General features: G+C 43.3%; 12 protein-coding genes. 6 read left to right on the forward strand and 6 right to left on the reverse strand.

What is annotated here, in order from left to right; translation table 11 throughout:
* Positions 1-72 precede the first annotated feature (72 nt).
* The 3 genes from JFC07_RS01765 to JFC07_RS01775 all read left to right on the forward strand — a co-directional run bounded on the left by JFC07_RS01765 (position 73) and on the right by JFC07_RS01775 (position 2,143).
* Positions 73-783: an HAD family hydrolase gene (locus JFC07_RS01765; protein WP_198327952.1), complete on the forward strand. Its 711-nt coding sequence runs from the start codon at positions 73-75 to the stop codon at positions 781-783.
* A 94-nt stretch (positions 784-877) separates the two neighbouring features.
* Entirely contained in the window at positions 878-1,714 is an 837-nt protein-coding gene (locus JFC07_RS01770; protein ID WP_227678260.1) for a YciK family oxidoreductase, read from the forward strand.
* 162 nt (positions 1,715-1,876) lie between these two features.
* Positions 1,877-2,143 carry a DksA/TraR family C4-type zinc finger protein gene (locus tag JFC07_RS01775; RefSeq protein ID WP_198327953.1) on the forward strand — a complete coding sequence of 89 codons (267 nt, stop codon included), beginning with the start codon at positions 1,877-1,879 and terminating at the stop codon, positions 2,141-2,143.
* A 130-nt stretch (positions 2,144-2,273) separates the two neighbouring features.
* Here the strand turns inward: JFC07_RS01775 and ompR are convergent, their stop codons facing one another.
* Positions 2,274-3,032, reverse strand: coding sequence for an osmolarity response regulator transcription factor OmpR (gene ompR / locus JFC07_RS01780; protein WP_068407795.1), 759 nt, complete (start codon positions 3,030-3,032; stop codon positions 2,274-2,276).
* Positions 3,033-3,457: 425 nt separating this feature from the next.
* Between ompR and JFC07_RS01785 the strand changes: the two genes are divergently transcribed.
* Complete coding sequence (locus tag JFC07_RS01785; protein ID WP_198327954.1) at positions 3,458-6,007, forward strand: Tex family protein; 2,550 nt, start codon at positions 3,458-3,460, stop codon at positions 6,005-6,007.
* A 103-nt stretch (positions 6,008-6,110) separates the two neighbouring features.
* Here the strand turns inward: JFC07_RS01785 and JFC07_RS01790 are convergent, their stop codons facing one another.
* From JFC07_RS01790 to JFC07_RS01800, 3 genes are all read right to left on the reverse strand, one after another.
* Positions 6,111-6,593, reverse strand: a complete 483-nt coding sequence (locus JFC07_RS01790) for a hypothetical protein (protein ID WP_198327955.1) — start codon at positions 6,591-6,593, stop codon at positions 6,111-6,113.
* A gap of 444 nt (positions 6,594-7,037) precedes the next feature.
* Positions 7,038-7,883, reverse strand: a complete 846-nt coding sequence (locus JFC07_RS01795) for a hypothetical protein (protein WP_198327956.1) — start codon at positions 7,881-7,883, stop codon at positions 7,038-7,040.
* Positions 7,884-8,257: 374 nt separating this feature from the next.
* The gene (locus tag JFC07_RS01800; RefSeq protein WP_198327957.1) at positions 8,258-9,571 is read right to left on the reverse strand and encodes a saccharopine dehydrogenase family protein; all 1,314 of its coding nucleotides are present in this window, start codon (positions 9,569-9,571) and stop codon (positions 8,258-8,260) included.
* A gap of 437 nt (positions 9,572-10,008) precedes the next feature.
* Here JFC07_RS01800 and JFC07_RS01805 point away from each other — a divergent pair, with 437 nt between their 5' ends.
* Positions 10,009-10,164 (forward strand): DUF1328 domain-containing protein, encoded by a 156-nt coding sequence (locus JFC07_RS01805; RefSeq protein ID WP_068407724.1) that lies wholly within the window; start codon positions 10,009-10,011, stop codon positions 10,162-10,164.
* 131 nt (positions 10,165-10,295) lie between these two features.
* Here the strand turns inward: JFC07_RS01805 and JFC07_RS01810 are convergent, their stop codons facing one another.
* On the reverse strand, positions 10,296-10,589 hold the full coding sequence (locus JFC07_RS01810; protein ID WP_068407727.1) for a 4a-hydroxytetrahydrobiopterin dehydratase: 294 nt from the start codon (positions 10,587-10,589) through the stop codon (positions 10,296-10,298).
* A 281-nt stretch (positions 10,590-10,870) separates the two neighbouring features.
* Positions 10,871-11,161, reverse strand: coding sequence for a GNAT family N-acetyltransferase (locus tag JFC07_RS01815; protein ID WP_198327958.1), 291 nt, complete (start codon positions 11,159-11,161; stop codon positions 10,871-10,873).
* Between the two features lie 494 nt (positions 11,162-11,655).
* Between JFC07_RS01815 and ettA the strand changes: the two genes are divergently transcribed.
* Positions 11,656-13,317, forward strand: coding sequence for an energy-dependent translational throttle protein EttA (ettA, locus tag JFC07_RS01820; RefSeq protein WP_198327959.1), 1,662 nt, complete (start codon positions 11,656-11,658; stop codon positions 13,315-13,317).
* The last annotated feature ends 45 nt before the right edge of the window (positions 13,318-13,362 follow it).

Genomic DNA, 13,362 nt, shown 5'->3' on the forward strand with positions numbered 1-13,362 from the left:
TTTTTTTTATGAGTATTCCTTTTTAACCAATTTTTAAATCCATGTTTTAAATTAATATTAAGAGCGCCTGTTATGAGTCAATTTGTAAAAGCTGTCTTGTTCGACCTTGATGGGACGTTAATCGACACTGCCGCCGATTTCGTCCGGATTATTGGTAAAATGAGCGGCGAGAATGATTGGCAAGCACCACCTGAAGCTGAGATTCGTGAGCAAGTTTCCGCAGGCGCTTCGTCGATGGTACGCTTGATGCTGCGTCATAACGGCCAACTTGAGGTTAGTGAAGAGACATTGCTTGAGTTTCGTCAGCAGTTTTTAGACGATTATGAAGCCGATATATGCGTCGATAGCTGTGTTTTTAGCGAGCTTGAAGAAGTACTGCGCACCTTAGAGGATAAAGGCGTGCCGTGGGGAATTGTCACCAATAAGCCGCGCTATTTAGCAGAGCTTTTGCTAGAAACAATGCAGTTAGATGAGCGCTGCTCGGTACTGGTCTGTCCTGATGATGTATCACGCTCTAAGCCAGATCCAGAGCCGATGTATATGGCGTTGGAAAAACTCGCTATCCCGCGCGGCGCTGCTGAAAGCGTACTTTATATTGGCGACCATATACGCGATATCGAAGCGGGCAACGCCGCTGGTATGACAACCATTTTAGCTGCCTATGGTTATATCCCGCCTGAAGATCAAAAAAACTTAAAGAAATGGGGTGCTGACTACATTACCGATAGCCCTAAAGAGTTGAGTAAGCTTTTACTTGCTTCAGGTAAGTTTGACTATTTATAAAATAACTACTTATAAAGCAAATAAGCCATTCATCAAGATAGCTAATAAGCAACCTACCTATTAAATCATCAAATAATAAGCAGTGAGTAATGCCATGAGTGACAATACTAATCCGCCTACGCCGCAGCAAGCCAATCAAGCAGTTGCGCAAAACGCTGTACCATCTGTATCGCACGACGCTATTCGTAATTTTATACCGCCTGATAACTGCTTAGATGGTAAAACAATTTTGGTCACGGGTGCTGGTGATGGTATCGGCCGTGTTGCCGCCTTGACCTATGCGCGTTACGGTGCGACGGTGTTACTGTTGGGTCGTACCAGTAGCAAACTTGAATACGTTTATGATGAAATCGAAAGCTTTGGCGGCAAGCAGCCTGCCATGCTACCGATGAATCTCGAAGGTGCGACTTATGCTGAGATGCAAACGCTAGAGAATTTGATAGCAAAAGAAGTCGGACAGCTCGATGGGGTATTGCACAACGCTGGCATGCTAGGTGCTTTGACACCGCTTGAGATGTACGATGTCGATATGTTTGCTCAAGTGATGAAGGTCAACTTTACTTCCACCTTTATGCTCACCCAAGCGCTACTGCCGCTGCTTAAAGATGCCGCCCATGGTTCTATCGTCTTTACTTCTAGTAGCGTTGGCACCCATCCGCGCGCGTTTTGGGGTGCCTATGCACTGTCCAAGCAAGCGGTAGAAGGCATGAGTGATATATTTACCCAAGAGACGCAAAATACCACCAATTTACGCTTCAATTGCATCAACCCCGGCGGCACCCGTACCAATATGCGTGCTCATGCTTTTCCGGGTGAAAATCCGATGAGCCTGAAAACGCCAGAAGATATTATGGGCGGTTATGTGTTTTTGATGAGTGATGAAAGCATCGGCGTACGCGGTCAAGTGGTTGAGCTGCAACCAAAAGACTAATCGTCATCTACAGTTCTATTGAGCAATAATTTCATAGCTATTTTTATCATTGATAAAACCGCTTATTTATTGAAATAAACGTTATGTAGACCCATCTATTTGTTATTAAAGACTTTTATCAATTAAGACCTAAATAGCATTAATAAAAAATAGGATACGATTATGGCAGGTGGCTGGTCAAGAGATGGAGCAGAACATGAGCAAATGGATGCAACGGTTAACGATGCGTTAGAACGCGCACGGCGCTCACTGCCGACCGGTGAAAGCGCTGAGTTTTGTGATGAGTGTGGCAATCCCATTCCAGAAGCGCGGCGCATAGCGGTACCGGGTGTGCAGCACTGTGTTAGCTGTCAGTCTGAGCTTGAAAAAGAAGCAAGGGCGACCGAGTTATTTAATCGCCGCGGTAGTAAGGACAGTCAATTACGTTAGGCTTACGTACTAAATATTTAGCGTTAAACCAATAGTTAGAACAATAAAAAAGCCCTGCAATCAATGTGCAGGGCTTTTTTATTGCATTAATTTCTATAGCATTAAATAGTATCAACACTGAATGCTAAAGCTATTCACTTTTAGCGGCTTCAACTTCTGCTTCATCGGGTACGAATACATAGCCGACGCCCCAAACGGTTTGGATATAACGCGCCTGTGACGGATTATCCTCAATCAGGCGGCGCAAACGTGATACTTGCACATCGATAGAACGCTCCATCGCGCCCCATTCACGGCCGCGAGCAAGGTTCATCAATTTATCACGCGTCAACGGCTCACGCGGATGCTGCACCAAGGCTTTTAATACCGAGAATTCACCGGTTGTTAAAGTAACCACATTGCCATCACGTTTCAGGGTACGGGTCGATAAATCAAGCGTCCATGGTCCAAACTCAACCACTTCAAGTTGATGGCTTGGCGCACCCGGCAGTTCACGATTTTGACGACGCAGCACCGCCTTGATACGAGCGAGCAACTCTTTTGGGTTAAATGGCTTTGGCAAATAGTCATCAGCACCGGCTTCAAGGCCAGCGATACGATCGGCATCGCCACCTTTGGCCGTCAGCATGATGATCGGTATATCGCCATTATCTTCACGCAAACGCTTACAGATACTAATACCGTCTTCGCCTGGCAGCATCAAATCCAATACCACCAATGAGAACAGCTCACGCTGCATCAATTTGTCCATTTGATTGCCATCATGAGCGGTACGAACGACAAAACCATCGTCTTCTAGAAAACGCTGCAATAAAGAGCGCAAGCGTGCATCGTCATCAACGACCAAAATACGCTGGTTTAAGGTGTCAGGGCTGTTATTATCTGTCATACAGTCATCCTCTTATAAAAATTATTATTGGTAGAAATTGTGATTAAAAATACAAGGGTTAATATCTTTGTTAATAAAAATAGAATTCAAAAAAGCGTCCATAAAGGTAACAATATTAGTGTTACTAGCTAGGAATCATTCCATCGATTGCTAAAAATCAATAAGTATAACAAACTAGTGTTCAGTACAGTAGTAAACTGCAATATTTGTACGATTAAGACTTTAGTGTATAAGATTGCTGTAATAATTGCATCAATGATAATGCTAAATGCTGTATGCGTTTGTTTAACAGGGCGCAAGAACGGACAATATCAGACGATTTTTGCCAGAAAACAGGTGATAAATAACGAAAAGATAAAAAGGATTTTTATTCATGCAGCTTTTGCTATAATGCAAAACTACATTTCTCAACGATTGATACGTCTATGAGTAGCACTGATACCTTAACGCCATCTCAAACCTCGACAAATGCACAGGTTTTGGATGCAACCACACACGCGAATATTCACGACAAGCTTGCTCGCGCGCTTGGCATTAAGACTGCTCAAGTCAATGCGTTTGTCAAACTTTACGATGAAGGCGCGACCGTTCCCTTTATTGCCCGTTACCGTAAAGAAAAGACGCAGAATCTTGACGATGCGCAGCTGCGAGCTTTAGAGAAGTCGCTCAATTATGAGCGTGATATGGCAACCCGTCGCCTTAAAATTACCGAGCTGCTAAGCACGCAGGGTAATTTGACTGACGAGCTGCAGACGCGTATTGATAATGCGACATCGAAACTTGAGCTTGAAGACATCTACTTGCCATACCGTCCACGTCGCCGTTCGCCGGCTGCTAAAGCACGTGCCGCCGGTCTTGATGTGGCAGCACAAGCGGTCTTAACGCAAGAGATTACGCCGACAGCAGCACTTGCCGACTATCAAGTCCAATCTAGCATTACCGATGATAGTGGTAATGAGATTGAAGTCGACTTCAGCGATATCGACAAGCAATTGGCAGGCGTACAAGCCATCATCGTTGATGAATGGACGCAAGCGTTAGACTTACTCGATAATCTACGCAGTGGCTTTGCGAAAACGGCGAGTATCGTATCGAGCGTCGCCAGTGAAGAAAAACGCGAAGTTGGTGAGAAGTTCAAAGATTACTTTGAACATAGTGAAAGCCTTGCGCGTCTGCCGAATCATCGTTTATTAGCGATGCTGCGCGGTCGCCAAGAAAACGTTTTAGGTCTTAAAATCGAAGGCGAAGACGCGCCATTTATTGAAAAAATCGTTAAGCACTTTGAGATTGATGCCAAAGCGCCAGCAGAACGTCAAGAGTTTTTAACAGAAGCCGCGACCAGTTTATGGAAAGAAAAATGGCGTCCGCATATCGAGCATCGTTTATTGACAGAAAAACGTCTGACCGCTGAAGCCGATGCGATTGATGTATTTGCCAATAACTTACAGCATTTACTCATGTCAGCGCCTGCCGGCCGTAAAGTGATTTTAGGTGTCGATCCTGGTATTCGTCATGGCGTCAAAATGGCGATTGTCGATGCCCAAGGCCATGTCATGCTAGATAGCGAAGAAAAGCCTGTCGTCGCAACCGTTTATCCATTCGCTCCTGATAATAAGATGGATGAAGCCAAAAAAGTCATCGATGAATTATTAAGTACTTATAATGTAGATTTGGTCGCTATCGGCAACGGTACCGCGAGCCGCGAAACAGACGCGATGATTAAAGAGATTTTGGCTGCCAACGCTGAGTTAAAAGCCAAAGCCGTAATCGTTAATGAGTCAGGCGCGTCAGTTTATTCGGCGAGTGAGCTTGCCAGCGACGAGCTTGCCAATTTAGATGTCTCGGTACGCGGTGCGGTTTCTATCGCCCGCCGCTTGCAAGATCCGCTATCAGAGCTAGTTAAGGTTGACCCAAAAGCGATAGGCGTTGGTCAATATCAGCATGATGTCAACCAAACCCAGTTGGCAGATAGTTTAGATAAAGTCACGCAAGACAGCGTGAACGCCGTTGGTGTTGATGTAAATACAGCAAGTCCTGCTATCTTGGCGCATATTGCTGGTTTGAATAAAAATGTCGCCCAGCAAATCGTCACCTATCGTAAAGAGCACGGCGCCTTTGATAGCCGTGAAGCATTAAAGAACGTCCCACGCTTAGGGGTAAAAACCTTTGAGCAAGCGGCAGGTTTCTTACGTGTGCACGGCGGTAGCAATCCCCTTGATGCGACAGGTGTGCATCCAGAAAGCTATGCGTTGGTTGACAGCTTACTTGAGCAGACGGGTAAAGCATTACCAGAAGTTATCGGTAACGATGGCGTGTTAAACAGCATCGATACCACTGCGCTCGCTGCTAATGATGATAATATCAGTGTCAAAGCCATCATCGAAGAGCTTGCCAAGCCTGCACGTGATCCGCGCCCTGAGTTTAAAACGGCTAACTTCCGTGAAGACGTTAATAGTATTAAAGACTTAAGCGAGGGCATGCAGCTTGAAGGTGTTGTTACCAACGTGACAGCCTTTGGTTGCTTCGTTGATGTCGGCGTCCACCAAGATGGCCTTGTGCATATCTCACAAATGGCCAATGATTTCGTCGCTGACCCGATGAACCGCGTCAAACCTGGTGATATCGTCTCGGTACGTGTGATTTCTATCGACGAAAAACGCGGCCGTATCGGCTTTAGTATGAAGCCTGAATCTGAAAAACCCGTACGCTCAGCTGCGAAGTCAACTGCAGAAGGTACGGGTAATGAGAATAAAACCAATCGTCCACGTAGCAACCGTCCAAGTGATAGTCGTCCAGCGGCTGATAAGCGTTCGTCAAAACCACGTGGCAATCGTCAAGATAAAGATAATGCCAACAACCGTCGTAAAGCACCTAGAGTGGAGAAAGCAGGCGCATCTCATAAAGAAGCACCTAATAAAATAGGCACGCTTGGCGCGCTGTTGCAGGAAGCTGGCGTTACTAAAACTAAAAAATAATATTTATCATAAAGATTAACCAAAAAAGGCAGCCATCTGGCTGCCTTTTTTATTGAGAATATATTGGAGGATTCTCTTTAAAATTGATTTCGCTATTTATGTTTTATAGCGCTTGCGTTGGCTCGGCATCTTCTTCGTTTTCTGATAACGCTTCTTCTTGTAGGGCTGCTTCTTCATCTAGCATAGCTTGCTGCAAATCTTGTTGTTGCATCGCTGCTTCATCATCTTGCATGGCTTGTTGCTGCATTGCTGCTTCTGGATTTTGTATTGCGGCTTGTTGTGCCTGCATGTCTTCTTGCATGGTATTTTGAATTGTCGCTTGCTCAGCTTGTAGCTCAGTAGTCATTGGCTGTTGGCTAGCAAGATTATTAACCTGTGCTCTTTTGATCGTTTGAGTTTCGCTTAACTGAAATGGATTAGAGTGATCGGCTGCGGCTTCATTTGTAGGAGTGCCTTCAGCTTCGAGGGTGGTTGCAGTGGCTGCATCTTCTACTGCTTCGCTAGCAGTAGGGGCTGCCATAGCCAAACTTGGGATAGTGAGCGCTGCGCCCATAAGTAACGATAAAGATAGAGTACTTTTTTTCATTAATCCATTCCTTAATTTACAATCTTATAATGTCAGTTTAAGGAGTTTTAAACTTGACGCTTATATTGAGTATTGTTGTATAAAATAAAATTGCTATACCAATTCATTTAGTATTTCGCATTTATATATTTAATATATCTAACATTAAAACTATAGACAAAATAAAATCATGATAACCATTGAACGATTATCATGATTGATTTGGTTAAAGAGTTTTATAAGCTGAACTGGGTCAGTGATAAAAATCTAATAGGAGAATAGCAACTAAATAAGCATGGGTTCAGTAGCGCATCGATTAAAACTCTCACAGAGCGGTGTTTGTAAGTGAGTTTGTGCAACTATTGTAGCGTTATTGTCAGGCTCGACAAAAGGAAAGCAAAATGTCTTTTTTGCTTTCCTTTCTAATTTTAAAGACTGTATGGTTAATACTCAATTATCAACATTCTATTCAACGATCACATATTTACCAGTTCTTGGATCGACCACGCGTTGCTGGGTATTATTGTCCGGCACGCGAATCACAGGAAAGGTTTGGCTGATTTCGGTATCTTCAAGGACGCTACTATCTGCTTCTTCACCAACGATGACGGCGCGATTAGCTCCATCTTCTACCGCAATTGCCGTACCGCTTGCGGTATTCACCCGTTTAATTTGGTCTTCTGGCGCAATGATGACTTCTTTTACACGATACTTAGCAGGGCGGATAACGCGGGTAGTTTCGACAACGACTGGCTCCATACTGCGCTCTTCAGTGATGGCAACTTGAGGTTCTGGCGCTGGCGCTTCAGTTTCTTTAGCGTCGCTGACAACAGGGGTGGGGAATTTGGCGCCAAAGTGGTTATCGCACTGCTGCATGCTGAGACGTACCGGATTACCGGCTTTGTCCATATAGACGTTGACGGGCATATCAGCAGCGATAGGTACGTATTTACCCACTAAAGGACCTGAGACACCATAGCGGCCGTTTGACTGTCCAACGCCCAAATCACAAGCACCGGCTGAATAATCACTGGCTTGTAAATTATTACTATTGACCACGGCTTGAGGAATCATGACCTCAGACAAACGCATCTTTTTAATCGACGCTTCGCCTGCCTGCATTTTTGGTTTTTGGTAAGTATAAGGCGTATAAAATTTTGCCGAACCATCTTTGACCGCCATGACACATTCATCGTAGCTGTCATAACCAACGTTACCATGGTTATCAGTCGTCATACCAGCGTTGGCGGTACTCGCAAACATGGCGACACCGGATGTCAAAACTGCGGCTGTTAATACATTTAATTTCATAGTCATTCCCTCTTAGTTGTTATTAATGTAGTTATTGTTAATATGTTTCTTTGGGCTTGTTGAACTTAGGCTTGGTCTATAAAATCCGTGCCATAACCTGTTTAATCCTACGTGAGTTATAGCAATATGGCTGTGACATTAGTCTGGAAATGTGTAGCTTAATGTATTGAAAAAGGGCAAAGGGGCAACATCGTTTACCAAAGAAATACGCTTTTATCGTTTATTAACATTTGTCTAAAATGTAATGAGCAACAAGGTAAAGAATATAAGCAATAAAAAAACCGCCTCTTGCTACCAAGAAGCGGTCGTTACTGGCTTAGTTAAAGTCATACTCAATGAGCTAAATCTTGTTTTAATCTTAGCTATAGTTACTATTAATCTTCTACTACTTCAAAGCTGAGACCAGAATGTTCTTCTAAACGTTCCATTAAGCGATCACCCATCGCCGAAGCAGGCGTCCAAAAACCACCGCCGACATCGTCTTTACTGATATCTTGCGCGAGACATAAAGCTGCTTGCGACAACATACGCGAGGTGCTGCCGTAACCAGGGTCTTTATCGCCAGTTACCTTGGTATTAATGGTGTCGTTATTAGCAGTTTCACCAAACAGACGAATATCAAAATAGCCGTTTTCTTGCTCTTCTTTAGAAGGACCTGAGCCAGATTTAGGCAGCACATGTTTAGATAACAGCTCGCGACTTGGTTTAATCATCATCGCCGTGGCAAAACCCATTAAGCCTGCGCTCATCGCGTAGCTTGATAATTTACCTTTTACGCCGTCTTTCATCCACATCGCTTCGTCATACTTAAAGTCGCGACCATATTCATAACCAAGCAGCTGGTTACTGCGATGGACAATGCGGGTATTGATGCTGGCCATGACAAATGGTGCCAGCCAGCGTTTGTGCTCTTCATCGTATTCTGGCTTGCTGACATTATCTTGGCGCACGTTTGGTGCATCTTTGTCATCGTTGAGCAGATAAGGATTTGCCACTTGCTTACGGCGTGATTTGTCTTGACCAACTTCTTCAAAAATTGTCGCCATCGACGCAATCGTGCCGCCAGATAAACCACCTTTTGCCGCTTTGACGCGCATATGAATCACATCACAAGCGCTACCGAATTTTTCTTGTGCTTGCTGCTGGGTAAAATAGACGCCCAAATCCGACGGAATAGAGTCAAAACCACATGAGTTGACGATACGCGCGCCGCTTTGCTTGGCGGCGTCCTGATATTTATCCATCATATCTTTGATGAATATCGCTTCGCCAGTCAGATCGACATAATCGGTACCATTATTAGCGCAAGATTTAATCAATGGCTCGCCGTATTTTAGGTAAGGGCCAACGGTTGAGATAATAACTTGGGCTTGTTTGGTCATCTTATCGAGGCTAGCCGCATCGTTACTATCAGCAATGATAATATCGACTTTGCTGGCAAGCTTAGACTGTAGCTCATTGAGCTTTTCTTCGTCACGGCCCGCTATCGCCCACGTGACATTCTCGTCATTTTTATCTTTAGCGTTCGATAAAAATTCTGTTAAATAATGCGCCGTAATCTGACCCACAAAACTGGTTGCACCGTACAAGACTACCGCGTAAGGACGCTTCTCACTAGGGTTTGCAGGCTCTTGATTTGTTGATGCTTGTTTTGATGCCGCTGTTTCGTTTGAGTTTTCCGTATTCATAGTTATTTTCCTTATTAAATAGCGATTATTGCTAAATAGCTGTTTTTATTCATTATGCAACTGACGTTAGATATGTAATCTGCAGAAAGTAGCCAATCTAGGTTTATAGCAGATTTTGTCATAAAAATAAGCGAATTTAAGTAACTATTCACTATCTCTACACATAAGTCTTGAAAAGCCAAGTAAAAACTTAAAAATGGTAAGAGTTGCTACAAAGTTTACATAACCTATCGACATTATTACCAAAATGAACGTTCTTTAGAGAAAATCATTGCTAATCTATATTCGTACGCAGTAATAAGTTGTATCAAAACAAAAAGAAGACTTTCAGGAAGAAAAGAGTGCAGTGGTAAAACGGTTGATTGATAAATAGTTTATTAATAACCAAAATTGCTAGCTGTATATCTAGTTTCTAACCATAATTTGAGGAGAATATTATGTTTCGTTGGGCCATTATTTTTGCGGTAATCGCATTGATTGCAAGTTTCTTAGGCTTTGGCGGTGTCGCTGGTCTATCGGCAAACTTTGCTTATATCCTACTAGCCATTGCTGTGATTCTATTCATTGTCGCATTTGTTAGTCGCCGTATGTAATAGAGAACAGTGACTGCTTAGGTCGTAATTTTCCATATTGGTAATAAGAAAAAGTCCTCGATTGAGGACTTTTTTTATGGCTAAAATTTGACTATTTTGATTACTTTTAGTACCAAACGTCTTATACGGTTCTAGAAAGTTTTAGGCTGGATAATATGTTCCATACGTTTTGCAAGGCGAATATCTAGGCTTGTGATACCACCCGTATCGTGCGTGGTCAGGCGGACATCAACAACGTTATAAGTATTACTCCATTCAGGGTGATGTTCGAGCGCTTCGGCATAAAAAGCGGCTTGATTCATAAAGCTCATCGCTTCAATAAAATCGCTGAAATGATAGCTTTTGACGATACTATTGCCGTCGCGCCGCCAGCCAGCCAAGTCTTCCAATTGTAAGTCGATTTGTTGGTTAGATAAACTACTCATGGTGATATCCTTTATTATTATTAGGGAGGGTTAGCGGTTTGCGGGTTTTTATTTCACTTTACATATCTTCTCTTGCCCAATGTCATGACAAAAAGCACATAGGACAAAAAACCCACCTAATTCTGATTGTCTTTATTACATCATTGCAAGCAAAAATATAATAATTATCGTCAGATAAATAGGAGGGTAGTCGTACGTTTTAGCGCTTAAACCAAGATAAGGCTTTTATAGCATAGTTACTACTATAAAGCTTTATCTATCATTGGCTTGTTTTGTTAAGCTTAAAGCAACCCTTTATATTCAGGGTTTTTATCAATATATGAGGCGACAAACGAGCACTGTGGCACCACTTTTTTATTATTATCCTGCGCGTAGTTTAAAGCATGCTTAACCAGTGCAGACCCAACACCGCGACCACCCAATTCTTGTGGCACGATGGTATGGTCGTATACCAGTTGATCGCCGCGCTCTTGATAGCTGATATAGCCAGTATGACCGTCGATTGACGTTTCAAAACGTTTGGCTTGCTCATTGTGAACGATATCTAGATTCTGTTTGTCGTTATTACTCATAAAAATTCTCCAATTATTGATATTTATAATTATTCCTAGCGGTTGATAAACTGGCTATTCTTGAATATTGATTATTTAAGCATTAGTTATTAAATAGCTGTCATATGCATAATCTGCACAGTTTTAACCTTTTATTGCACTTATTGTGAGCTTTTTTAAATGGATTTTCTAGTCATTTACCGTAAGGCTAGATAGGGCGAATGTTAATAGCCTTACTTTAATTCAAACGTCACGACATGACTTTGTAAGGCGTGATTTCGCATAAAGGTATTGGCAGAGAAAGCTACTAAAACAGACAGCTAAGCGTAAAAAGCCTGCAAAAAAAGTTAAAAGGCATATAAAGACAGGTAAAACAGTCCGTTAGCTTGCAGGGGTTGCGCCACAATGCGATAATGGTAAACAATTTATAACCCTGATTTTTGAGGCGCAGTCCATTTGGCATGATTGCTAAGTCTGGTTTGCACGTCTCGTCTATGCAGTCTATTGGAGTGTTAATGGCTCAATATATCTACACGATGAACAACGTGTCAAAACTTGTTCCGCCTAAGCGTGAAATTTTAAAGAATATCAACCTGTCATTTTTCCCTGGCGCCAAGATTGGTGTGCTAGGTATCAACGGTGCGGGTAAATCAACTTTGCTACGCATTATGGCGGGCGTGGATAAAGATTTTAGCGGTGAAGCGCGCGCGCAAACGGGTACCAAAATTGGCTACCTACCGCAAGAACCACAGCTTGATGATAGCAAAGACGTCCGTGGCAACGTCGAAGATGGTATGCGTGAAGCTTTAGATGCGCTGTCACGTCTTGACGCCATTTATGCCGAATATGCTGAACCTGATGCCGACTTTGATAAGCTTGCCGAAGAACAAGGCAAGATGGAAGATATCATTCAAGCATGGGATGCGCATAATTTAAATACTCAACTAGAAAAAGCCGCTGATGCTTTGCGTCTACCACCATGGGATGCGGACGTTAGCAAACTATCAGGTGGTGAAAAACGCCGTGTGGCACTTTGCCGTCTGCTGTTATCACGCCCTGATATGCTGTTACTTGACGAACCGACCAACCATTTGGACGCTGAATCGGTTGCTTGGCTTGAGCAGTTCCTCCAGAACTACAGCGGTACCATCGTCGCCATTACCCATGACCGTTATTTCTTGGATAATGTCGCTCAGTGGATTTTGGAGCTTGACCGTGGCCATGGCTATCCGTACGAAGGCAACTATACTGAGTGGCTCGAGCAAAAGAACGTCCGTCTAGAGCAGCAAAATAAACAAGAAGAATCGTTTGCTAAAGCGCTGAAAAAAGAGCTTGAGTGGATTCGTAAAAACCAAAAAGGTCAGCAAGCCAAGTCAAAATCACGCGTGCAGCGTTTTGAGGAATTGAACTCAAAAGAGTTCCAGCAGCGTAATGAGACCTCTGAGATTTATATTCCACCAGGCCCTCGCTTGGGTAATAAAGTCATCGAAGTCAACGATATCTCTAAATCGTTTGGCGATCGTCTGCTGTATGAAAACCTCAGCTTTAATGTCCCAGCGGGCGCTATCGTTGGCATTATCGGTCCAAACGGTGCGGGTAAAACCACGCTATTTAACATGATTACCGAACGTGATACGCCAGATACCGGCTCAGTCGATTTGGGTGAAAGTGTCAAAGTCGCTTATGTCGGACAGGTACGTGATAACTTAGATGACAAAAAGACCGTTTGGGAAGAAGTCTCTGACGGCCTAGATATCATCAAAGTAGGCGACTATGAAACCCCAAGCCGCGCTTATATTGGCCGTTTTAACTTTAAAGGTTCAGACCAACAAAAGCACGTCGGTCAATTATCAGGTGGTGAGCGTAACCGTTTACAACTTGCTAAGACACTAAAACAGGGCGCTAACGTCTTGCTCCTTGATGAGCCATCAAACGATTTGGATATCGAAACCTTACGTGCGCTAGAGGATGCCATTCAAGTATTCCCCGGTACGGTAATGGTGGTGTCGCATGATCGCTGGTTCCTTGACCGTATCGCGACCCATATTTTGGCATTCGAAGAAGAAGGCCCTATTTGGTTCGATGGCAACTATTCTGAGTTTGAAACCTATCGCAAAAAGACCATGGGTGATGACGCCAGTCCTAAACGTATGAAGTATAAAAAGATTTCTACCTAGAATCTTTGCTAAAAACTTTGTTTGTCATAAGTATTTTTGGACAAT

The sequence above is a fragment of the Psychrobacter faecalis genome, from assembly GCF_016107575.1.
GTDB lineage: Bacteria > Pseudomonadota > Gammaproteobacteria > Pseudomonadales > Moraxellaceae > Psychrobacter > Psychrobacter faecalis.